The organism is Pseudomonas sp. MWU16-30323 (assembly GCF_020515595.1).
Lineage (GTDB): Bacteria > Pseudomonadota > Gammaproteobacteria > Pseudomonadales > Pseudomonadaceae > Aquipseudomonas > Aquipseudomonas yamanorum.
Map to the genome: position 1 here is coordinate 147,346 of NZ_JAIWYM010000008.1, position 22,889 is coordinate 170,234.

General features: G+C 59.8%; 22 protein-coding genes. 4 read left to right on the forward strand and 18 right to left on the reverse strand.

Going from position 1 to position 22,889, the window contains the following annotated elements; translation table 11 throughout:
- Positions 1–5: 5 nt before the first annotated feature.
- The 3 genes from LIY45_RS12515 to kdgD all read right to left on the reverse strand — a co-directional run bounded on the left by LIY45_RS12515 (position 6) and on the right by kdgD (position 3,999).
- On the reverse strand, positions 6–1,370 hold the full coding sequence (locus tag LIY45_RS12515) for an MFS transporter (RefSeq protein ID WP_017477745.1): 1,365 nt from the start codon (positions 1,368–1,370) through the stop codon (positions 6–8).
- Positions 1,371–1,587: 217 nt separating this feature from the next.
- On the reverse strand, positions 1,588–3,033 hold the full coding sequence (locus tag LIY45_RS12520) for an aldehyde dehydrogenase family protein (RefSeq protein ID WP_003216060.1): 1,446 nt from the start codon (positions 3,031–3,033) through the stop codon (positions 1,588–1,590).
- A 54-nt stretch (positions 3,034–3,087) separates the two neighbouring features.
- Entirely contained in the window at positions 3,088–3,999 is a 912-nt protein-coding gene (gene kdgD, locus LIY45_RS12525; protein WP_003216058.1) for a 5-dehydro-4-deoxyglucarate dehydratase, read from the reverse strand.
- Positions 4,000–4,223: 224 nt separating this feature from the next.
- Here kdgD and LIY45_RS12530 point away from each other — a divergent pair, with 224 nt between their 5' ends.
- Positions 4,224–5,378 carry a phospholipase gene (locus LIY45_RS12530; protein WP_226476508.1) on the forward strand — a complete coding sequence of 385 codons (1,155 nt, stop codon included), beginning with the start codon at positions 4,224–4,226 and terminating at the stop codon, positions 5,376–5,378.
- A 166-nt stretch (positions 5,379–5,544) separates the two neighbouring features.
- Here the strand turns inward: LIY45_RS12530 and LIY45_RS12535 are convergent, their stop codons facing one another.
- The 8 genes from LIY45_RS12535 to rplM form a co-directional block, all read right to left on the reverse strand.
- A complete protein-coding gene (locus LIY45_RS12535; protein WP_008437251.1) occupies positions 5,545–6,294 on the reverse strand; it encodes a FadR/GntR family transcriptional regulator in 750 nt (249 codons plus the stop codon).
- Between the two features lie 170 nt (positions 6,295–6,464).
- Positions 6,465–6,884 carry a ClpXP protease specificity-enhancing factor gene (locus tag LIY45_RS12540; protein ID WP_017477747.1) on the reverse strand — a complete coding sequence of 140 codons (420 nt, stop codon included), beginning with the start codon at positions 6,882–6,884 and terminating at the stop codon, positions 6,465–6,467.
- A gap of 17 nt (positions 6,885–6,901) precedes the next feature.
- Positions 6,902–7,519: a glutathione S-transferase N-terminal domain-containing protein gene (locus LIY45_RS12545; RefSeq protein WP_010170749.1), complete on the reverse strand. Its 618-nt coding sequence runs from the start codon at positions 7,517–7,519 to the stop codon at positions 6,902–6,904.
- 145 nt (positions 7,520–7,664) lie between these two features.
- Positions 7,665–8,444: a cytochrome c1 gene (locus LIY45_RS12550; protein ID WP_093205137.1), complete on the reverse strand. Its 780-nt coding sequence runs from the start codon at positions 8,442–8,444 to the stop codon at positions 7,665–7,667.
- Positions 8,444–9,655 (reverse strand): cytochrome bc complex cytochrome b subunit, encoded by a 1,212-nt coding sequence (locus tag LIY45_RS12555; RefSeq protein ID WP_017477749.1) that lies wholly within the window; start codon positions 9,653–9,655, stop codon positions 8,444–8,446. The genes LIY45_RS12550 and LIY45_RS12555 overlap by 1 nt, the downstream gene beginning before the upstream one ends.
- The gene (gene petA / locus LIY45_RS12560; RefSeq protein ID WP_017477750.1) at positions 9,655–10,251 is read right to left on the reverse strand and encodes a ubiquinol-cytochrome c reductase iron-sulfur subunit; all 597 of its coding nucleotides are present in this window, start codon (positions 10,249–10,251) and stop codon (positions 9,655–9,657) included. The genes LIY45_RS12555 and petA overlap by 1 nt, the downstream gene beginning before the upstream one ends.
- Before the next feature lie 266 nt (positions 10,252–10,517).
- Entirely contained in the window at positions 10,518–10,910 is a 393-nt protein-coding gene (rpsI, locus tag LIY45_RS12565) for a 30S ribosomal protein S9 (RefSeq protein ID WP_003216038.1), read from the reverse strand.
- A gap of 14 nt (positions 10,911–10,924) precedes the next feature.
- Positions 10,925–11,353: a 50S ribosomal protein L13 gene (gene rplM, locus LIY45_RS12570; protein WP_003216032.1), complete on the reverse strand. Its 429-nt coding sequence runs from the start codon at positions 11,351–11,353 to the stop codon at positions 10,925–10,927.
- A gap of 248 nt (positions 11,354–11,601) precedes the next feature.
- Between rplM and LIY45_RS12575 the strand changes: the two genes are divergently transcribed.
- Positions 11,602–12,642 (forward strand): NADP(H)-dependent aldo-keto reductase, encoded by a 1,041-nt coding sequence (locus LIY45_RS12575; protein ID WP_226476509.1) that lies wholly within the window; start codon positions 11,602–11,604, stop codon positions 12,640–12,642.
- A 106-nt stretch (positions 12,643–12,748) separates the two neighbouring features.
- Here the strand turns inward: LIY45_RS12575 and LIY45_RS12580 are convergent, their stop codons facing one another.
- On the reverse strand, positions 12,749–13,885 hold the full coding sequence (locus tag LIY45_RS12580) for an acyl-CoA dehydrogenase family protein (protein ID WP_003216028.1): 1,137 nt from the start codon (positions 13,883–13,885) through the stop codon (positions 12,749–12,751).
- A gap of 220 nt (positions 13,886–14,105) precedes the next feature.
- Here LIY45_RS12580 and LIY45_RS12585 point away from each other — a divergent pair, with 220 nt between their 5' ends.
- Complete coding sequence (locus tag LIY45_RS12585) at positions 14,106–15,026, forward strand: GlxA family transcriptional regulator (protein WP_172834601.1); 921 nt, start codon at positions 14,106–14,108, stop codon at positions 15,024–15,026.
- Between the two features lie 193 nt (positions 15,027–15,219).
- Here LIY45_RS12585 and zapE read toward each other — a convergent pair whose 3' ends face one another.
- The 3 genes from zapE to LIY45_RS12600 all read right to left on the reverse strand — a co-directional run bounded on the left by zapE (position 15,220) and on the right by LIY45_RS12600 (position 18,394).
- A complete protein-coding gene (gene zapE, locus LIY45_RS12590) occupies positions 15,220–16,314 on the reverse strand; it encodes a cell division protein ZapE (protein WP_026078003.1) in 1,095 nt (364 codons plus the stop codon).
- A 78-nt stretch (positions 16,315–16,392) separates the two neighbouring features.
- Positions 16,393–17,748: a tryptophan--tRNA ligase gene (locus LIY45_RS12595; RefSeq protein ID WP_017477755.1), complete on the reverse strand. Its 1,356-nt coding sequence runs from the start codon at positions 17,746–17,748 to the stop codon at positions 16,393–16,395.
- A 16-nt stretch (positions 17,749–17,764) separates the two neighbouring features.
- Entirely contained in the window at positions 17,765–18,394 is a 630-nt protein-coding gene (locus LIY45_RS12600; protein WP_226476510.1) for an alpha/beta fold hydrolase, read from the reverse strand.
- A gap of 147 nt (positions 18,395–18,541) precedes the next feature.
- On the opposite strand from LIY45_RS12600, the gene LIY45_RS12605 reads away from it, so the two are divergent.
- Positions 18,542–18,979: a DUF1043 family protein gene (locus tag LIY45_RS12605; protein WP_003216019.1), complete on the forward strand. Its 438-nt coding sequence runs from the start codon at positions 18,542–18,544 to the stop codon at positions 18,977–18,979.
- A 198-nt stretch (positions 18,980–19,177) separates the two neighbouring features.
- Here LIY45_RS12605 and LIY45_RS12610 read toward each other — a convergent pair whose 3' ends face one another.
- From LIY45_RS12610 to LIY45_RS12620, 3 genes are all read right to left on the reverse strand, one after another.
- Positions 19,178–20,902, reverse strand: a complete 1,725-nt coding sequence (locus tag LIY45_RS12610; RefSeq protein ID WP_026078005.1) for an ABC transporter ATP-binding protein/permease — start codon at positions 20,900–20,902, stop codon at positions 19,178–19,180.
- A gap of 100 nt (positions 20,903–21,002) precedes the next feature.
- Positions 21,003–21,563, reverse strand: coding sequence for a response regulator transcription factor (locus tag LIY45_RS12615; RefSeq protein WP_003216016.1), 561 nt, complete (start codon positions 21,561–21,563; stop codon positions 21,003–21,005).
- On the reverse strand, positions 21,556–22,818 hold the full coding sequence (locus LIY45_RS12620; protein WP_226476511.1) for an ATP-binding protein: 1,263 nt from the start codon (positions 22,816–22,818) through the stop codon (positions 21,556–21,558). The genes LIY45_RS12615 and LIY45_RS12620 overlap by 8 nt, the downstream gene beginning before the upstream one ends.
- Positions 22,819–22,889 lie beyond the last annotated feature (71 nt).

The window sequence follows — 22,889 nt, forward strand, 5'->3', positions numbered from 1 at the left end:
CCCCTTCAGGAATGCGCTTGGGAAAGTTTAGTCAGCTCAGGGCCGTTGGCCGGCGGCTCTTTAAGCACCACACGTTTGATCGGGCCGACGATTACCAGGTAGCTGAACACCGCCAGCAACGCGTTGGCACCGACGAACACCAGCGCCCACTTGAAGGAGCCAGTGGTGCTGATAATGTAGCCGATCACGATCGGGGTGCTGATGGATGCCAGGTTGCCGAACATGTTGAACAAACCGCCACTCAAACCGGCGATTTGTTTCGGCGAGGTGTCGGACACCACCGCCCAACCCAGTGCGCCAACGCCTTTACCGAAGAAAGCCAGGGCCATGAAGCCCACCACCATCCATTCGATGTCGACGTAGTTGCACGCGACAATGCTGCTGGAAATCAGCAAGCCACCAATGATCGGCGCCTTGCGGGCGAAGGTCAGCGAATGGCCCTTGCGCAGCAGGTAGTCGGAAATCACCCCGCCCAACACACCACCGATAAACCCGCAGATCGCCGGCAAGGACGCGATGAAGCCAGCCTTGAGGATGGTCATGCCACGCTCCTGAACCAGGTACACCGGGAACCAGGTCAGGAAGAAATAGGTGATGCCATTGATGCAGTACTGGCCCAGGTACACGCCGAGCATCATGCGGTTGGTGAGCAACTGACGGATGTAATCCCACTTAGGCCCGTCGGTTTTCTTGCCTTTGCCCTTGTCCTGGTCCATGTCGACCATGGCCCCGTTGGCAGCGATGTGCTGGAACTCAGCCTCGTTGATCATCGGGTGCTGGCGCGGGCTGTGGATAACTTTCAGCCAGACCAGCGAGAACACGATACCGATGCCGCCCATCACCACAAACACGTGCTGCCAGCCGAAGGTGTAGACGATCCACCCCATCAGCGGCGCGAACAACACCGTGGCGAAGTACTGCGCCGAGTTGAAGATCGCCGAGGCCGTACCCCGTTCAGCCGTAGGAAACCACGCCGCCACGATGCGGGCGTTTCCGGGAAAGGATGGCGCTTCAGCCAGGCCCACCAGGAATCGCAACATGAACAGCGCAACGATGGCCGTGGAAACACCGAACTCACCGACATAGCCTTGCAGCACGGTGAACAGTGACCAGGTGAAAATGCTCAGGGCGTAGACTTTTTTCGAACCGAATCGGTCCAGCAGCCAGCCGCCGGGAATTTGCCCGGCCACGTAGGCCCAACCGAATGCGGAGAAGATATAACCGAGGGTGACCGCGTCGATGCCGAGGTCTTTTTGCAGGCTGGAGCCGGCGATGGCGATGGTGGCCCGGTCGGCGTAGTTGATCGTGGTCACCAGAAACAGCATGAGCAGAATCAAATAGCGGACATGGGTCGGCTTGGTCGCTTGCATGAAGATGTACTCCCACTAATTATTTTTTTTGCGGGTAATGTTTTGAAGCTGCTGGGTGGTCCGTTTTGTAGAGATCTGCTCTGTGTGGGAGCTGGCTTGCCTGCGATGACGGTGCATCAGGCGACAATTACGTTGCCTGACACACCGCCATCGCGGGCAAGCCCGGCTCCCACATAAAGCAGCGCCCACACGAGCCGGCGCCTACAGATATTGCGTATTACGAACCGATGTAGCTGGTTTTAACCACGGTGTAGAACTCTTGCGCATAGCGACCCTGCTCACGCGAACCGTAGGATGAACCCTTACGGCCACCGAATGGAACGTGATAATCCACGCCGGCAGTCGGCAGATTGACCATCACCATCCCGGCCTGGGAATGACGCTTGAAGTGATTGGCGTATTTCAGCGACGTGGTAGCGATACCGGCCGAGAGGCCGAATTCGGTGTCGTTGGCCATCGCCAGCGCCGCCTCGTAATCCGCCACGCGGACCACGTTGGCCACCGGGCCGAAGATCTCTTCACGGCTGATGCGCATCGCGGCTTCGCTGTCGGCAAACAGCGTCGGAGCGAGGAAGTAGCCTTCGGTGTCGCACGTCACCAGTTCACCACCGCTGACCAGCCGGGCACCTTCGCTCTGGCCGATGTCGATGTACTTCAGGTCCTGGTCCAACTGGGCCTGGGACACCACCGGGCCGATGTCGGTGCCGGTTTTCAGGGCGTGGCCGACTTTGATCGACTTCATCCGCTCAGCCATGGCCGCGACGAACTGGTCGTGAATCCCGGCGGTAACAATAAAGCGGCTGGACGCGGTGCAACGCTGGCCGGTGGAGTAGAACGCACTCTGTACCGACAGCTCGACGGCTTGCTTGAGGTCGGCGTCGTCGAGAATGATCTGCGGGTTCTTGCCGCCCATCTCCAACTGCACCTTGGCCTGGCGCGATACACAGCTGACGGCGATCTGGCGACCTACGCCAACGGAGCCGGTGAAGCTGATGCCGTCGACTTTCGGGCTGTTGACCATGGCATCGCCGACCACACGGCCGCTGCCCATCACCAGGTTGAACACCCCGGCGGGGAAGCCGGCGCGGGAGATGATTTCGGCCAGGGCCCAGGCGCAGCCCGGTACCAGTTCAGCCGGCTTGAGCACCACGCAGTTGCCGTAGGCCAGGGCCGGCGCGATCTTCCAGGCCGGGATGGCAATCGGGAAGTTCCACGGGGTGATCAGGCCAACCACGCCCAAGGCTTCGCGGGTGACTTCGACGTTGACGCCCGGACGCACCGACGGCAGGTAGTCGCCGGACAGGCGCAGGCATTCACCGGCAAAGAATTTGAAGATATTACCGGCGCGGGTCACTTCGCCGATGGCTTCCGGCAGAGTCTTGCCCTCTTCCCGGGCCAGCAGGGTGCCGAGTTCTTCGCGACGGGCGAGGATTTCGGTGCCGACTTTATCCAGGGAGTCATGGCGCGCCTGGATCCCGGAAGTGGACCACGCCGGGAATGCAGCGCGCGCAGCGTCAATGGCCGCGTGGACCTGGGCGAGGTCAGCCTTGGCGTATTCGCCAATGACGTCAGACAACTCCGACGGGTTGATGTTGGCCGAGTAGTCGGCGCCGGCAACCCACTGGCCACCGATGTAGTTTTCAAAACGCTTGGCTTGGGACACGAATTCTCTCCTGACGCAAAAAGCCGCTGATTACTCAGCGGCCTTGGTGATGGGTTATTGCGCGCCTTGCTTGTCGATCAACGCGGCCAGGGCTTCGTATTCTTCCGGCAGCAGATCGGTCAGCGGCGTACGCACGGGGCCTGCGTCGTAGCCGACGATTTTCGCCCCGGCCTTGACGATGCTCACGGCGTAACCGGCCTTGCGGTTACGGATGTCGAGGTACGGCAGGAAGAAGTCGTCGATGATCTTGCCGACGGTGGCGTGATCTTCCCGGGCAATGGCGTGGTAGAAATCCATCGCGGTTTTTGGAATGAAGTTAAACACCGCCGAGGAGTACACCGGCACGCCCAGGGCCTTGTAGGCAGCGGCGTAAACCTCTGCAGTCGGCAAGCCGCCCAGGTAGCTGAAACGGTCACCAAGGCGGCGGCGGATCGACACCATCAATTCGATGTCACCCAGGCCGTCCTTGTAGCCGATCAGGTTCGGGCAGCGCTCGGCCAGGCGTTCCAGCAGCGGCGCGGTCAGGCGGCAGACGTTGCGGTTGTAGACCACGACGCCGATCTTGACCGACTTGCACACCGCTTCAACGTGGGCGGCAACCCCGTCCTGGCTGGCTTCAGTCAGGTAGTGCGGCAGCAGCAGCAGGCCTTTGGCGCCAAGACGCTCGGCTTCCTGGGCGTACTCGATGGCCTGGCGGGTGGCACCGCCGACACCGGCCAGAATCGGCACGCTGGTGGCGCAGGTATCGACCGCAGTTTTTACCACTTGCGAATATTCGCTGGCCGCCAGGGAGAAAAACTCACCGGTGCCGCCAGCGGCGAACAAGGCAGTAGCGCCGTAAGGGGCCAGCCACTCCAGACGCTTGATGTAGCCCGCCTGGTGGAAATCACCCTGGGCGTTGAAATCGGTCACCGGGAAAGACAGCAGACCGTGAGAGAGGATGGACTTCAGTTCTTGTGGATTCATTATTCGAACACCCTGGGCGAAGACTTTCTGTTGAGAGATTACGGACGGTTATCTTGATGTCGTACGTCATCGTACAACTATAAAAATATTCGTCAACTGCAATTCATCGCTGCCCTCCCCGATTGCTGCGTTCTTGACGTAGGAAGTTTTTCCTCTATGCTCGGATTGACTGTATATACATACAGCTATTACGGAAGATTCCTACGACATAGCAAGGAGCTAACATGTCAGATCTTGAACTCGCCACACCTGAAAAAAGACCACCCACCCTGCGCTTCGAAGGCGGCGAACACACCGCCATCGGCGACGACACCCTGTTGCGCTTCGCCAAGGACGCCCCGCCGATTCCCGCCCGGCAGGTCGAATTGCACCTGCCCAATGGCCTGGCCTTGAGCTACGGCCAGATCATTGCCCTGGGCGGTGATTTCTATGGCATTCCCGGGCGCCCCATCAACGAGGGAGCGTCGCCTGCTGACCGCGTGCAGCGCTTTACCGATGCGTTCAACTCGTTGGCAGTATTGCCGGCATCGCGAGAGGAAGCGGGCAAGATCCTCTCGGTGATGCAAAAGGAGATCAATGCAGTCAACCAGGCGATCAAGGATGGCAAGCAACCCCATGAAGCGTATGACGCACTGGGTGACACCTTGTCCGAAGAATGGAACCGCATCACCGGCGGCGGCAGCGCCGTGTCGGCGCTGATTCCACTGGGACGCTACCTGAAACTGGCGGCAGACAATGCCGACCACTTCGGCGAATGGGCGTTGGCGGCGTATCTGGCGGGGCATACGGCAGCCCTGCAACAAGCCGTCGTCGCTCATCAGACCGGCACCGACCAGGCGCTGGAACTGGCTTACGCCATGAACAGCTTCGCTGATCACTTCTTGACCGACCTGTTTTCCGCCGGCCACCTGCGGGTACCGCGCAAGCAACTGGCGGCAGTGGTAACACCGGGTGAACTGGGCTCGCTGATCAGCCGCTTCATGCACGATGAAGACAGCAAGTTCGGGCTCAACGTACGCAATGCCTTCGGCGATCAGTGGCACGCCTACGGTGACAAACGTTATTTCGACAGCAACGACGCGGCCAACCGGGCCATGGTCAAGCGCGCCGTCCAGGCGTCGGCGGATGAGATCTTCGAAACCTTTATCAGCGGCGTGGCGCCCTCCCCGGCCAACTTCAAGGCGCCGCTGTATGTGCCGGACCTGAACGCCGCGCAAAACCCGGCGAACAACTTCTCACCGCTGTTCAAGGCTGAAGGCGACAAGGTGCTGCGGCGCAAGGACGTCAACAACCTGAACGACAAGCAGTGGACCAATGACTGGTGGGGTTGGAGTACGTATCTGCTGCTCAAGGACTACAAGCCGAATGACATGAGTTAAGCCTCATGCATTAACCTGTGGCGAGGGAGCTTGCTCCCGTTGGGCTGCGAAGCAGCCCCAGCAAGAACACGGGGGAATGGATTTTGGGGCCGCTGCGCGGCCCAACGGGAGCAAGCTCCCTCGCCACAATGAGCTTTCAAGCCACACGCTTACGTCCAGCCTGGAATCAACCGCGCTGCGCTTCCGCCTCTTCATGGGCATGGCGCAGCCGCTCACGGCTGTTGGTCAGGTGTAACCGCATGGCCGCCCGTGCCGCATCCGAGTCCTGGCGAGCGATCGCCTCATAGATCTCTTCGTGTTCGCGGCTCAGGCGGCTCATGTAGTGCTGCTGATCATCATGGGCCAGGCGTGCCGAGTTCAGCCGCGTGCGCGGAATGATGCTGGTGCCCAGGTGGGTCATGATGTCGGTGAAGTAGCGGTTGCCGGTGGACAGGGCAATCTGCAGGTGGAACTGGAAGTCCGATGCCACCGCATCACCGGCGTGGGCCGCACTTTCGTTCAGGGCATCGAGGGCAGCACGCATCCCTGCCAATTGCTCGTCGCTACGCCGCTGGGCAGCAAGCCCGGCAGACTCCACTTCCAGGCTGATCCGCAGTTCAAGGATGGCCAGTACATCACGCAGGGTAACAACAGTGGCCGGGTCTATCCGGAAACCGCTGGGGCTTGGCGTATCCAGCACGAAGGTGCCGATGCCATGGCGGGTTTCCACCTGCCCGGCCGCCTGCAATCGCGAGATGGCTTCACGCACCACGGTGCGGCTGACCCCATGGGCGTCCATGATCGCCGACTCGGTGGGCAGTTTGTCGCCACGTTTGAGCTGGCCGTCGCGGATCTGCTCGGACAACACCGTGACCAATTCCTGGGCAAGGCTGCGGCGCTTGCGGGGAAGACGAGGGGCGGCGCTGGAGTTTTCCATGATGAATCATCTGTCTCGGCGATCTGAAGCACGCATGATAGCCCATGGCGGTTGTACGATCACCGTCCTGTCATGACTTTCATCTATATACGACGGGGTTTTCGCCAGACAAAAAAATGCCCCGGCATCGCCGAGGCATTTTCAACACTGGCCCGAGGGCCTGCGCCTTGTTACTTCACCACTTTCAGACTCGGCCGACCGCTTGGACGCGGTGGCTCGGAATCCGGCGGCGGCACATCATCTTCGCCTTCGAGTTCGATCGCTTCGTCATCCGCAAGGGACGACTCCAGATCAAACACCATGCCCTGGCCATTTTCCCGGGCGTAAATCCCGAGGATGGCGCCGATGGGTACGAACAGCGTATGCGGCACACCGCCGAAACGCCCTTCGAAGCTGACCGCCTCATTGTCCATGTGCAGGTGTCGCACGGCACTGGGTGAAACGTTCAGGACGATTTGTCCGTCACTGGCAAAACCTTGCGGTACCTGAACCGCAGGAAACTCGGAATTGACCAGCATGTGCGGGGTGCAATCGTTGTCCACTATCCACTCATAGAGCGCGCGGACCAGGTAAGGTCGACTGGAGTTCATCAACGGCTCCTTAAGCCTTAGCGCATATCGCGTTCGACACCAGACAGACTCGCCTGGAAAGCCTCACGCGCAAACTGGCGCTCCATGTAGTCAAGCAGCGGCTTGGCAGGCCGCGGCAATTCAATGCCCAAGATAGGCAAGCGCCAGAGTATGGGTAATAGGCAGCAATCCACCAGACTTTGTTCCTCGCTGAGGAAAAAAGGTTTGTCGGCAAATAACGGCGAAACACCGGTCAGGCTCTCGCGCAATTCCTTGCGCGCCTGAACCCGGGCGGCTTCTTTGCTGCGTGAGTCCAGAATCAGGTCCACCAGGCCACACCAGTCACGCTGGATCCGATGGATCAGCAGGCGGCTGTTGGCACGTGCCACCGGATACACCGGCAACAACGGCGGATGGGGATAACGCTCATCCAAGTATTCCATCACCACGGTTGACTCCCACAACGCCAGGTCACGATCGACCAGGGTGGGCAAGCTGCCGTAAGGGTTCACTTCGATCAGTTTCGGCGGGTGACGACCTGCCTCTACAGTGATGATCTCTGCGCTGACACCCTTCTCTGCGAGCACGATGCGTACTCGGTGGGAATAGTGGTCGGCGGGGTCGGAGTAACAGGCCAACCGATTGGTCACGCCCATGGCGGTCCTCCTCGCTTGTTGAAATTATCGGAAGCTCAAAAACGAGCGCGCCCAGTGAGCATCTCCGTGACGCCTGGATAAACCAGGCTTACCTTCAGAGATGCCGCTGGGCGCGCAAGATTAACAGCAATTACTTACGGTTGGATCAATGCACATCCTTCCAGTATTCGCGTTTCAGCAGATAGGCGAACACGAAGAGGAAGGCCAGGTACAGCAACACATAGGTACCAATGCGCTGATGCTGCAGCTTCACTGGGTTGGCCGAGTAGGCCAGGAAGGTCACCAGATTCTTGACCTTCTCGTCGAACTGCTCTTCGTTCAGCGCGCCGGTCTTCGGCACTATGGTCAGCTGATCGCACGCTTCATGAGTCAAAGGCGTACCAGTGAGCGGATCATACTGCTTCTTGCCGTCTTCGACGATTTGTACTTGCTTGCATCCTACCACTTGGCGGCCTTGCAGGCCGACCAGAACGTTCGGCATACCGACGTTCGGGAACACTTTGTTGTTCACGCCGTAGGGACGCGACGGGTCTTCGTAGAAGGATTTCAGGTAGCCGTAGAGCCAATCGGTGCCACGCACACGAGCCACCAGGGTCAGGTCGGGCGGCGCAGCCCCGAACCAGGTCTTGGCGTCGGCCGGTTGCATGCCGATGGTCATGTGGTCGCCGATCTTCGCGCCGGTGAACACCGAGTGGCTGAGCATCACGTCATGGGGGATGCCCAGGTCGTCGGCCACACGTTCATAACGCTGGAACTTGGCACTGTGGCAGCCCATGCAGTAGTTGGTGAACGTACGCAGCCCGTCCTGCATCGCGGCCTTGTCCGACACGTCGATGTCGACTTTTTCCAGCTCTGGGCCGTGTTCAGCGGCGAAAGACAGCAGCGGCAGGGCCGCAAGAATGAATGCAACGAATAATTTTTTCATCAGCCAGTCACCCTTTCCGGTACCGGTTTGGTCTTCTCGAGCCGGGTGTAGAACGGCATCAGAATGAAGTAGGCGAAGTACAGGAAGGTGCAGACCTGCGACAGCAACGTACGCTCCGGGGTCGGCGCCAGTACACCCAGTACACCCAGGATCACGAACGCGATGCAGAACACCCACAGCCAGATCTTGCTCAGCCAGCCCTTGTAGCGCATGGACTTGACCGGGCTACGGTCGAGCCAAGGCAGCACGAACAGCACCGCAATCGCCGCGCCCATGGCCATGACGCCCATGAGTTTGTCGGGAATCGCCCGCAAGATCGCGTAGAACGGCGTGAAGTACCAGACCGGTGCAATGTGTTCCGGGGTCTTGAAGGCGTTCGCCTGTTCGAAGTTCGGTTTCTCGAGGAAATAACCGCCCATTTCCGGGAAAAAGAACACGATCGAGCAGAAGATGAACAGGAACACCACCACGCCGACGATATCTTTCACGGTGTAGTACGGGTGGAACGGAATGCCGTCCAGCGGTACGCCGTTTTCGTCCTTGTGCTTCTTGATGTCCACGCCGTCGGGGTTGTTCGAACCCACTTCGTGCAACGCCAGGATGTGCAGCACCACCAGGCCGAGAATCACGATCGGCAAGGCCACCACGTGCAAGGCGAAGAAGCGGTTCAGGGTGATCCCGGAGATCAGGTAGTCACCACGAATCCACTGGGTCAGGTCGTTGCCGATGACCGGGATCGCACCAAACAGCGAGATGATCACCTGGGCACCCCAGTAGGACATCTGGCCCCACGGCAGCAGGTAGCCCATGAAGGCCTCGGCCATCAGCGCCAGGTAGATCAGCATGCCGAACACCCACACAAGCTCACGGGGCTTCTGGTACGACCCGTAGAGCAAGCCACGGAACATGTGCATGTAGACGACGATGAAGAACGCCGAGGCGCCGGTGGAGTGCAGCAGACGCAGGATCGAGCCGTACTCGACGTCGCGCATGATGTATTCGACGGAGGCGAAGGCTTCTTCGGCCGACGGGGTGTAGCTCATCGTCAGCCAGACACCGGTAACGATCTGGTTGACCAGTACCAAAAGTGCCAGGGAGCCAAAGAAATAGAAGAAGTTGAAATTCTTCGGTGCGTAGTACTTGCTGAGATGGTCTTCCCACATCTTGGTCGCGGGGAAGCGCGCATCCACCCAATCCATGAACTTGCTCATCAGGCTTTCTCCCCCTCGTCGACGCCAATGACAATGACACTGTCAGTCTCGTAGTGATGTGGCGGAACTGGCAGGTTCAGTGGTGCGGGTTGTGACTTGTAGACGCGGCCAGCGAGGTCGTAGTGAGAACCGTGGCACGGGCAGAAATAGCCCCCGACCCAGTCCTTGCCCAGGTCCGCGGGCGCCACTTCCGGGCGGAAGGTGGGAGAGCAACCCAAGTGGGTGCAGATACCGATCAGCAGCAGAATCTCCGGCTTGATCGAGCGAATTTCCTTATCGACGTAAGCGGGTTGGTCGGAATTCTTCGAGTCGGGGTCGGACAGCTGGCCCTCGATCTTCTTCAGATTTCCCAGGATTTCCTCGGTACGACGAACGATGAACACCGGCTGACCGCGCCATTCAGCAATCATTTGCTGGCCTGGGTCGATCTTGCTGATATTCACCTTCACCGGTGCACCTGCGGCTTTCGCCTTGGCACTGGGAAACCATGACCCCACGAACGGGACCGCAGCCCCCACCGCTCCTGCAGCACCCACCACGGATGTGGCTGCTACCAAGAAGCGACGCCGGCCTGCATTCACGCCGTCATTGCTCATTCAGTCCTCTCCCATCAGCTTTGTGGCCTGTTAAATCAGGCGTCTACTAAGTGTTAAATCTGAACTTATAAAAATTTTGCCGAATGGTAATGAAAAGCCCCACGTCTGACAAGGTAATTACCCCCGGCACTGGCTCCAAGCCTTTGAGTATAGGGGCTCTACGGATGTGGCAAGTTGTCACAGAGATTTTTTTACATAAATAGCAGGCAATAAAAAACGCCCAGCTCCGTGAGGAGGCTGGGCGTTTTCTGGAACGTAAAAGCGAATTAACGCTTCGAGTACTGCGGACGCTTACGCGCTTTACGCAGACCAACTTTCTTACGTTCAACTTCACGAGCATCGCGAGTCACGAAGCCAGCTTTGCGCAGAGCGCCACGCAGGGTTTCGTCGTACTGCATCAGAGCGCGAGTGATACCGTGGCGGATTGCGCCAGCTTGACCACTTACACCGCCACCGATAACGGTGACGTAGATGTCGAACTTTTCAACGGTCTCGGTCAATTCCAGCGGCTGACGAACTACCATGCGGGCAGTTTCGCGACCGAAGAAGTTTTCCAGAGTGCGGTTGTTGATCGAGATGTTACCAGTACCCGGACGCAGGAAAACGCGAGCGGTAGCGGTTTTGCGACGGCCAGTGCCGTAATTTTGAGTCGCCGACATAATGAACTATTCCGTTAAAACTTCAGTTCTTGGGGCTGCTGAGCAGCATGAGGGTGAGCAGCGCCCGCATAGACTTTCAGCTTGCGATACATGTCGCGACCCAGTGGGCCCTTCGGCAGCATACCTTTGACCGCGATTTCAATCGGGGCTTCAGGCTTTTTGGAGATCAGGCCTTCGAAGTTCGAAGACTTGATACCGCCTGGGAAACCGGAGTGACGGTAGTACATTTTGTCTTGCGCTTTGTTGCCGGTAACACGTACCTGCTCGGCGTTGATGATGACAATGTAGTCACCGGTATCAACGTGAGGGGTGTACTCAGGCTTGTGCTTGCCACGCAGACGGCTGGCGACTTCAGTGGCCAGACGACCCAGGGTCTGACCAGCGGCGTCGACGACAAACCAGTCGCGCTGAACTGTTTCTGGTTTTGCAGTAAAAGTTGTCATTCTTTAATAGCCTCAGGGGCCGCCCTGTAAATTAGACGGCGGATCTTACTGAATAGTGCGTACTTTGACAAGTCAAAGGCAGCCGGATACAGACGCTATCGGGGGCTCGGGTCGGCGCGTCCGTTCAACGGCAAGATTCTTCGGCAGGCGGCGCATCACTTCCACTGCAGAAAGAGGTGGGCAATTATGCAGATTGCCAAAAAAATTTCAACCTGCTTTTATGATTGTTTTCCCTCAAGGAGTACCCGATGGACTATCGACAGCTGGGCCGAACCGATCTGAATGTGAGCGCGATAGCCTTGGGCACCATGACCTGGGGCGAGCAGAACAGCGAGGCAGAGGCCTTCGCACAGATCGAACGGGCCAAGGCCGCCGGGATCAACTTCCTCGATACGGCGGAAATGTACCCGGTACCGCCCAAGGCAGATACCTACGCCACCACCGAGTGCTACATCGGTAATTACTTCAAAAGCCGCGGCGACCGTGCCGACTGGATCCTCGCCAGCAAGATCGCCGGCCCCGGCAACACCATCGACTACATCCGCGATGGCAGCCTCAAGCACAACCGCAAACACATCGTCGAAGCCCTGGATGCAAGCCTCAAGCGCCTGCAAACCGACTGGATCGACCTCTACCAGCTGCACTGGCCCGAGCGCAGCACCAACTTTTTCGGACAGCTGGGCTACAAGCACAAGGCCGAAGAAGACCTGACGCCGCTGGAAGAAACCCTTGAAGCGCTGGACGAGCAGGTCAAGGCCGGCAAGATCCGCCACATCGGCCTGTCCAACGAAACCCCGTGGGGCACCATGAAGTTCCTGGCCCTGGCCGAAGCCCGCGGCTGGACCCGCGCGGTATCGATCCAGAACCCTTACAACCTGCTCAACCGCAGCTTTGAAGTGGGCCTGGCGGAAATCGCCATCCGTGAGCAATGTGGTTTGCTGGCGTATTCGCCACTGGCGTTCGGCATGCTCAGTGGCAAGTACGAAGGCGGCGCACGCCCGGCCAAGGGTCGCCTGAGCCTCTATAGCCGCTTCAGCCGCTACTTCAACCCGCAATCGGAAGCAGCGTGCAGCCGTTACGTGGCACTGGCCCGTGAGCATGGCCTGGACCCGGCGCAGATGGCATTGGCATTTGTGACCCAGCAACCGTTCGTGACCACCAACATCATTGGCGCCACGACCCTGGAGCAGTTGGAGAGCAACATCGCCAGTGCCGACCTGAAACTGTCGGATGAGGTGCTGGCGGGGATTGAGGCGATCCAGAAGGATCATCCGAATCCTGCACCTTGATTGATTCCTAGACCGCTATCGCAGGCAAGCCAGCTCCCACAGTTGACCGAGTATTCCTGTGGGAGCCGGGCTTGCCCGCGATGGCGCCATCAGCAACACAGAAGATTCAAAGCGCCCGCGCAATAATCTCCTTCATGATCTCATTCGTCCCCGCATAAATCCGCTGCACCCGCGCATCCGCCCAGGCCCGTGCAATCGGGTATTCCCACATGAAACCGTAACCCCCGTGCAGTTGCACACACTCATCCAGCACCTTGCATTGCAGGTCTGTGGCCCAGTACTTGGCCATCGCGGCCGTCGGCACATCAAGCTTGCCTTCGAGGTGCAGTTCCATGCACTTGTCGACAAACACCCGGCCAATCTGGGTTTCCGTCGCAATCTCCGCCAGTTTGAAGCGGGTGTTCTGGAAGTCGATGATCGCCTTGCCGAACGCCTTGCGGTCGCGGGTGTACTCCAGCGTCCATTGCAACGCCGCCTCGGCTGACGACAGCGCACCAATCGCCACCGTCAGACGCTCCTGCGGCAACTCCTGCATCAGGTAGGCAAAGCCCATCCCCGCCTGCCCCAGCAGATTCTCCTTGGGCACCCGCACATCCTGGAAGAACAGCTCCGACGTGTCCTGGGCCTTCATCCCGACCTTCTCCAGGCGCTTGCCCTTGTCGAAGCCCGGCGTATTGGCTTCCACCAGGAACAGGCTCGTACCCTTGGCACCCGCCTTGGGATCGGTCTTGGCGACGACAATCACCAGGTCCGCGAGGAAGCCATTGGTGATAAACGTCTTGGAGCCGTTGATCACATATTCATCACCGTCCAGCACAGCCGTGGTCTTGACCCCTTGCAGGTCGGACCCGGCCCCCGGTTCGGTCATGGCGATGGCCGTGACCATCTCCCCGGAGATCAACTTGGGCAGGTACTTGTGCTTCAGCGCCTCACTGCCGTAATGCAGGATGTATGGCGCGACAATGTCCGAATGCAGGGAGAAACCGATCCCGGTCAGACCCAGGCGACTGATCTCTTCGATCACCACGGCGCTGTAGAGAAAGTCCGCCCCGAGGCCGCCGTACTCCTCCGGCAAATGCGAGCAGAGCATCCCCGCCTCCCCTGCCTTGTTCCACAGGTTACGGTCGATGTAGCCCTGCTTTTCCCATTGCCCGTGGAACGGTGCCGCGTCTTTTTCGAGGAAGGTACGCACGCTCTGGCGGAAGAGTTCGTGCTCCGAGCTGAACAAGGTTCTGGGAATCATGGGTCACCTGCGTGAATTGTCGGACAAGACCGGGATCACAGAGCCTAAGCCGCGAAGGCGTCACAGGACACTGGACACATGCGACAAAAAATAAGACGATCCAGCCGTCTGGTGACCACTTTCCCCTATAAGAATAAATGAAATTATGTCTAACCAAATCTCCACGCCTTTGCGGCGCGTCAGCATTTTGGCCATTGATCGGGTATTCGCTTCAACCCTCATGCAAGCCAAGGATTTCTTCCACCTCGCGAGCCTGCGCTACGGCAAACAGCTGGGCCAGGGCCTTACTCCCGCTTTCGAAACGCGCCTGGTCAGCCCCGACGGGCAATCGGTACGCAGCTTCAGCGATGTGATCATGCCGGTGGACGGCGGCCTCGAAAACGCCGATATCATCGTGCTCCCGGCCTTCTGGGACGACTTCGACTCGTTGTGCCAACGCTACCCCCAAGTGCTGCCCTGGCTGCGCGAACAACATGCCCGTGGCGCCGTGCTGTGCGGCGAGGCCACCGGCGTGTTCTGGCTCGCCGAAGCCGGCCTGCTGGACGGCAAGGAAGCGACCACCTACTGGCGCTTCTTCAACGCCTTCAGCGAACGCTTTCCCAAGGTGCAACTGAACCAGGACAAGCACCTGACCGATGCCGACAACCTCTACTGCGCCGGCGGCACCACTTCAGCCTGCGACCTCTACATCTACCTGATCGAACGCTTCTGCGGCGCCAACATCGCCCAGGCCGTGGCCCGCGACATCCTTTACGAAGTACAGCGCAGCTATGCGCCGGGGCGCATCGGTTTTGGCGGCCAGAAGCTGCACCAGGACGTGATCATCCTGCAGATCCAGCATTGGCTCGAAGAACACTTCGCCGACAAGTTCCGCTTCGAAGACGTGGCCCGGGAACACGGCATGAGCATCCGCAACTTCATGCGCCGCTTCCAGACCGCCACCGGCGACAAGCCGCTGCATTACCTGCAACGCCTGCGCATCGAGACCGCCAAGGGCTTGCTGTCCGGCAGCCGCAAAAGCATCAAGACCATCAGTTACGAAGTGGGCTACGACGACGCAAGCTTCTTTGCGCGGCTGTTCCGGCAGCACACCGAGCTGTCGCCCAACCAGTACCGCCAGCAATTCCAGCAGGCCGCGTAACCAAAGGGTATACACAGTAAAAAGGTGGGAGCTGGCTTGCCTGCGATGGCGGCGTGTCAGACACCAGGTGCATTAGCTGGCAGACCGCTATCGCGGGCAAGCCCGGCTCCCACAGTTGATTTCCGTTGACCTGGAAATTCTGCATAAAAAAGGCCCGCATCGCTGCGGGCCTATTTCATTTCGAACACATCGCTTAAGGCTTGTGCGCCCGCGACAGGAACTCGTGGGACTGCATTTCCAGCAAGCGGCTCAAGGTGCGCTGGAACTCGAAGTTCAAGCGGCCACCAGTGTAGAGGTCCTTGAGCTCAACTTCCGCCGAGATGATCAGCTTGACGTTACGGTCGTAGAATTCATCGACCATGTTGATAAAGCGCCGCGCGATGTCGTCGGTGGTGACGCTCATCTGCTCGACGCCGCTCAGGATCACCGCATGGAAGATCTTGCCCAGTTCGATGTAGTCGTTCTGGCTGCGAGGGCCGTCGCACAGTTCGCGGAAGTCGAACCAGGCCACGTCGTCGCAGGTGCGCAGCGCGATGATTTCGCGGTTTTCGATAATCAACTTGTCGTTTTCCACCGCCTGGGTGCATTCCGGCGTCAGGGCACGAAAGCTCTTGCGCAGGCTTTCCTGGGCCACTTCATTGAGCGGGAAGTGGAACAGTTCCGCTTGCTCAAGGTGACGCAGGCGGTAGTCGACGCCGCTGTCGACGTTGACGATGTCGGTGTTCTGCTTGATCAGGGCGATGGCGGGCAGGAAGCGTGCGCGTTGCAGGCCGTCCTTGTACAGGCCGTCAGGCACGATGTTCGAGGTGGCGACCAGGGTCACGCCGTTCTTGAACAGCTCCTCCATCAAGGTGCCGAGGATCATCGCGTCGGTGATGTCGGAGACGAAGAACTCATCGAAACAGATCACCCGGGCTTCTTCCGAGAAACGCTTGGCGATGATGGTCAGCGGGTTCTTCTCGCCCGGCAGGGTCTTCATCTCTTCGTGCACGCGCTTCATGAAGCGGTGGAAGTGAGTGCGGACCTTTTCCTTGAACGGCAGCGCTTCGAAGAAGGTATCCACCAGGTAAGTCTTGCCCCGGCCGACGCCACCCCAAAAGTACAAGCCCTTGACCGGCGTGTGGTCTTTCTTGCCAAACAACTTGCTGAACATGCCCGGCTTGTTCTGCGAGGCCTGGACCAGGTCGTCGTACAGGCGCTGCAAATGACGCACCGCAGTTTCCTGGGCAGCGTCATGGAAGAATTCAGGGCGTTTCAGATCAGCTTGATATCGTTCTAGGGGCGTCATAATTCGTTAGCAAGGCAACAAAAACGGGCCGCCACTGTAACGACGGCCCTGAAGAATGGCAATCAACCCTTGGTCGGGTCAATCCTCGATTGGGGTCAACGCAACGCGCAAGGCTTCGATCGCGGCATCCCGCGAGGCGCTGTCGGCGAACGCCGGGCTGTCGGCGACGGCAGCACCTTCCAGCCATACGCTGAAGCTCAGGGCTTCGCTGCGTACATCCAGCGCCTGCCCCGATTGCAACTGCTTGGTCACCGCGCCGGCGGTTTTGCCGTCGGCGAAGTTGCGCGACAGCAGCAGTTGTTCGCCTTCGGCCGCCAGCAAACGGAAGCGGAAGCTGCCGTCGTCTTCGCGGAAGCTGACAAAACGTGCAGCTTTCGCCGCTTTTTTCTTGGTGGTAGCGGCAACGGCGACCGGGTTGACGAACGAACGCAGGCCCACCGCTTCACGCAGCTCGGCCAGGAACGGTGCAGCCACGGCGCGGGCTTTACGGGCACCGATCAGCAGCAGGTCTTCCATGTCTGACGGGCGCGACATCAATTGGTGGTAACGCTCGCGCGCTTCCCCCAGTTGGCCGTCCAGCAGCTGGAACAGACGGTTCTTCGCCTCACCCCAGCCCAGGCCTTGCAGCAGCTCGCCGCGGAACGCTTCTTCCTGGGCCTTGGTGGCAAATGCCTGGTACAGGGTGAACAGGTGCGAGTTGTCCGGATCTTTCGCTTCGCCCGGCGCGCGGGAGTCGGTGACGATCCGCGAGATCGCGTCCTTCATGTCCTTGGCGCTGGTGAACAACGGGATGGTGTTGTCGTAGCTCTTCGACATCTTGCGGCCATCCAGGCCCGGCAAGGTGGCGACGCTTTCTTCGATCAGCGCCTCGGGCATGGTGAAGAATTCTTTACCGTTGCCGAACAGGTGGTTGAAGCGCTGGCCGATGTCGCGGGCCATTTCCACGTGCTGGATCTGGTCACGGCCGACCGGCACCTTGTGGGCGTTGAACATCAGGATGTCCGCGGCCATCAGCACCGGGTAGCTGTACAGGCCCATGGTGATGCCCGCATCCGGGTCTTCGCCGTTTTCCAGGTTCTTGTCCACCGAGGCCTTGTAGGCGTGCGCACGGTTGAGCAGGCCCTTGGCCGCCACGCAGGTCAGCAACCAGGTCAGCTCGGGGATTTCCGGGATGTCGGACTGACGGTAGAACGTCACCCGGTTCACATCCAGGCCACCGGCCAGCCAGGTCGCGGCGATTTCCATGCGCGAGCGCTGGATGCGCTGCGGGTCATCGCACTTGATCAGGGCGTGGTAGTCGGCCAGGAAGTAGAAGGAGTCGGCGTTGGCGTCCTGGCTGGCAAGGATCGCCGGGCGAATCGCGCCGGCGTAGTTGCCCAGGTGCGGCGTGCCGGTGGTGGTGATGCCGGTAAGGATGCGGGTACGGGTCGTCATGGGTGATCGCTTGTCATCAATTCGAAAGACGTGGCAGCACAAGATCCTTGAGATCGGTCAGCTTGCCATGAAAAAAGTGTCCGCATTCTGCCACTTTCAGAAGCGTATGGGGGCGATTCAAGGCGGCGGACCAGTCGTAGACGAGTTGTGGGTCGACCACTTCGTCGGTTTCCGGCTGGATCACGGTCAATGGGCAGCCTTGTGGCAGCACGTCGTTATCCCGCAGGCGCATCACCGCCGCGGCCACCATGAACAGGTGCGCGAGTTTTTCGCCCTTGGCTTCCAGACGGCCGCCGAGGGTGGCCGCCACAAACCCGCCGAAGGAAAAACCCAGCAGGGTGATCGGCAGGTCGGGATGCTTTTCACGCAGCCAGGTGGCCGCGGCTTCGGCGTCGTCGACTTCACCGGTGCCCATATCGTGCGTACCGGCGCTGGCGCCGACACCGCGATAATTGAAACGTAACGTGATCAGGCCGGCATCCCGCGCAGTGCGTTGCAGGGTCGATACGACTTTGTTGAGCATGGTGCCGCCCTGCACCGGGTTAGGGTGGCAGATCAGCGCCAGGCCACGTGGCGCGGGGTGATCCAGATACAGGGCTTCCAGTTGGCCTACCGGGCCATCGATCAAAACGGGGGTTTCACGCATCAGCAAGGAAGGAACTCCGTGACCTCTCAAGGGGTCGACTCGTCTAGCTAAAAGTCTGTGCATGGCATCATTGCGAGCTTAATCGCGGTATACAGCGCAGGTCCGAGCCGTTAACGTAAAGCAAAGCCGTTTATAGAGGAAGGACTCGTGGAACACTCGCTCTTAGTTTGGTTGTTGCCGACTCTCGCCTTGGTTGCCGGTGTCGCCATTGGATTCCTGGTTGCCCGCCTGCTGCCGAATGCCGCGCCTAACCGCACGCAGCGTCAGCTGGATGACATTCAGGAACGTTTTGACAGTTATCAGAACGAGGTTGTTACCCACTTCAACAGCACCGCGACCCTGGTGAAAAAGCTCACTCAGAGCTATCAGGAAGTACAGGATCATCTCGCCGAGGGTGCCAACCGCCTGGCCCTGGACGACATCACCCGCCAGCGCCTGCTGGCCGCGCTGCATTCCGATGCACCGCACGCTCCACGGGAACGCCTGACCCCACCCCGGGAAAATCAGGAACCGCCACGGGACTACGCGCCAAAAACGCCAAACGCCCCGGGGATGCTGGATGAGCATTACGGCTTGAAGAAGTAATACCTTTTCAAGCGACATGAAAAAGCCCGGCTGATCGATGATCAGCCGGGCTTTTTTGTTGGACGCAGGTCGACCAGACAACACTGGTCCATTGTGGAAGCGGGCTTGCTCGCGAAGGCGGTGGGTCAGTGAATACATCGAGTGACTGACACACCGCCTTCGCGAGCAAGCCCGCTCCCACATTGACCGCGCCCTGCCTCAGGACACGGGTTGTTCTTGTAGCTGCCCGTCCTGTATCCGCACATGCCGCCCATGGAAACGCTTGAGGCTGCTGCGATGGCCGACGCTGACGATGCTCAAGCCCGGCAACTCATCGATCAACGCCTGATAAAGCGCCGCCTCATCCTCTTCGTCCATTGCCGACGTGGCCTCATCCATGTACAGCCATTGCGGCTCAAACAACAACGCCCGGGCAAATGCCAGGCGCTGCTGCTCACCCGGTGACAGCATGCGCTGCCAGTGATTGGCTTCGTCCAGGCGTGGAATCAGGTGCGCCAGGCGGCAGGTTTCCAGGACCTGTGCATAACGTTCCGCCGGGTACGCGCCCTCCTCCTGTGGATAACTCAACACGCCACGCAGAGTGCCAATCGGTAGATACGGCTTCTGCGGCAGGAACAGGTAACGCTCGGCCGGCAAACGAATGTTGCCGTGGCCGTTTGGCCACAAATTGCCCATGGCCCGCAGCAAGGTTGATTTGCCGCTGCCGGAACGACCGCTGAGCATCAGGCGCTCACCTTCGGCAACCGTCAGGTTGGCGCCTTCGAGCAGGTGACGACCATCCGCCAGGTCCAGGCTGAGGTTGTTCACCTGCAAGCCGCCGCCCTGGCGCTGCAACTCGATGCCCATGTTGCGGCCTTCGTTTTCTTCCATCGCCTCGCCGAAGCTCAGCAGACGATCACAGGTCGCACGCCAGCTGGCCAACACGGTGTACGCGTCGACAAACCAGCTGAGGCTGCCCTGCACACTGCCAAACGCCTGGGCCACTTGCATCAGTACGCCCAATTCGATCTTGCCGGAAAAGTAACGCGGCGCTGCCACCACAAACGGGAAGATGATCGCGATCTGCGAGTAACCGCTGGTGAAGAAATTCAGGCGCTTCTTGAGCTGCATGATGCTCCAGAAGTTGCTCCACACCCGCCCGAAACGCGCACTCAGCTGCTGGTGTTCATTGGGCTCGCCATTGAACAACGCGATGCTTTCCGCGTTCTCGCGTACCCGCACCAGGCTGAAACGCAAGTCAGCCTCGAACCGTTGTTGACGGTTGCTCAAGCCGATCAGTTTTCGACCAATCAAGTGGGTCAGCCAACTGCCCAGCACCGCATAGACCAGCGCCGCCCAGAACATGTAGCCGGGAATGGTGATGCCCCACACTTCGATGCTGCCGGACACGCCCCACAGGATCACCGAGAACGACACCAGGCTCACCAGGTTACTGATAAAACCCAGGCCCAGGCTCAGGGTGCTGCTGGTAAAGGCGTTGAGGTCTTCGGAGATACGTTGGTCGGGGTTATCGGTGTAGCCGCCGTATTCCAGGTGGTAGTAGTTCTTCTGGCTCAGCCACTTGGCAAAATAGGTTTCGGTCAGCCAGCGCCGCCAGCGGATGGTGAGCATTTGCTGCAAATAGGAGGTGAACACCCCGGTGACGATCGCCACCACGGCGATCACGCTGAAATACATCAGCAAGTGGGTGAAGGCGTCGTAGTCCTTCTTTTCCAGGGCGTTGTAGAAGTCGCGGTTCCAGCTGTTGAACCACACCGACACCGCCACACTGAACAGTGACAGCCCCAGCACCACCAGCAGCAACAGCCAGGCCTTGCCCTTCTCCTCACTGCGCCAGTAAGGGGTGATCAGCGCCCACACTTTCCTTAAAAATTGCCCACGCACCGCGTCATTGACCGCGGAATACTCAGCGTTCTGATTCATTGTTCAGGCTCGGTAGGAAAAAAATAACAGGCGTTTGAACCGATCATAGACGATCGGTTCAGGGCTCCGTGCGGCCTGACGCAGATTGTTCAGTCGCCGTTCAACGTCGAACCGGGCGTTTCTGCAACTTGCGCTGCAACGTTCGACGGTGCATGCCCAGGGCGCGGGCCGTGGCGGAGATGTTGCCTTCGTGCTCGGTCAACACCCGCTGGATGTGTTCCCACTGCAGGCGGTCCACCGACATCGGGTTTTCCGGCACCAGGGTGTCGAGGTCGGCGTGCTCGGAGAGCAAGGCGGCCAGCACGTCGTCGGCGTCCGCCGGCTTGCACAGGTAGTTGCAGGCACCCCGCTTGATCGCCTCGACGGCGGTGGCAATGCTGGAATAGCCGGTGAGGATCACCACGCGCATTTCCGGGTCCAGCTCCAGCAGCTTGGGCAGCAGCACCAGGCCGGAGTCGCCGTCCATTTTCAGGTCCAGGGCCGCGTATTCCGGCAGGTCGGCCGTGGCGATGGCCAGGCCTTCCTCGGCGGAACCGGCGGTGCTCACGCGAAAGCCACGACGGCTCATGGCGCGGGCCATCACGCGGGTAAAGGTGGCGTCGTCATCTACCAGCAGCAGGTGCGGCAGTTCTTCGCCTTCGACTTGGATCTCGTCACTCATCGATGTCTCCTCGTGCGACACGGGGCAGGCGCAGCTCGGTGAGCGTGCCGCCTTCCTCATGACTATAGAGTTTCACTGAGCCGCCCGCGCGAGTCACGCTGGCCTTGCTCAAAAACAGGCCGAGGCCGAAGCCTTTGCCCTTGGTGGTAAAGAAGGGTTTGCCGATCTGCTCGGCAATCGCCAGCGGCACGCCGGCACCGTGGTCGCGAATGCTGATGGTGAGGTCTTCCGCGTCCCAGTCCAGGGTCACTTCCAACCCTTCCGGGCAGGCATCGGCGGCGTTGTTCAGCAGGTTCAGCAGCGCCTGGGTCAGGTCCGGCGGCGGCGCCATGCGCGGCACCGCGCCCTGGCCCAGCAAGTGGAAACGGTAGCTGGCTTCGGGACGCATCAGGTGCCAGCGGTTCAGGGCTTCGTCCAGCCACTGGGTGACGTCCTGCATCTCCACTGCCAGGCGGCGATTGGCTTCGGCGGCGCGCACCAGTTGCTGCAACGTCAGCTTGCACTGCTTGACCTGTTCCTGCAGCACACTCAGGTCGTCTTGCAGGGCCGGGTCGTGGTGGTCCTGGGTCATTTCCTTGAGCAGTACGCTCATGGTCGCCAGCGGCGTGCCCAGCTCATGGGCCGCGCCGGCGGCCTGGGTGGCGACGGCCAGCAACTGCTGGTCCCGCAGGCCTTCTTCACGGCGAATGGCCCGCAGTTCTTCCTGGCGGCGCAGCTCTTCCGCCATCCGCGCGGCAAAGAAGGTGATCACCGCCGCCGACAGGGCAAAGCTCAGCCACATGCCGTAGATCTGCAGGTTTTCCCGGGCGATGGGAAAGGTCTGCAACGGGTAGAACTGCGCCAGCAGCAGGGTGTACAGGGTCAGGGCGATGCCCGACAGCACCACCGAATAGCGCCACGGCAGCGTCACCGCCGCAATGGTCAGTGGCACCAGGTAATAAGAAACGAAGGGGTTGGTGGAACCGCCGGAGAAGTACAGCAACACACTGTGGATAAACAGGTCGCAGGCCAGTTGCAGGGCGTATTCCAGTTCGGTCACCGGCCATGTGGTGCGCAGGCGAATGGCGGTAAACACGCACAGTACCGTGGAAAACCCGAGGGTCACGGCCAGTTGCAACCAAGGCAGCGGCAGCAGCTTGAACCAATAGGCGAGCCCCACCGAACCGGCCTGTGCGGCCAGTACCAGGGTGCGGATGAACGTCAGGCGCCAGAGGTTCTGGCGGGTGGCGGAAGTCAGTTTTACGGCGGCGAGCATGAGCTCTCCCGATGAGCGCTGCAGGCGGATCGCACGGAGTATAAACGAAGCGACAGCGCTGGCACGGCGTG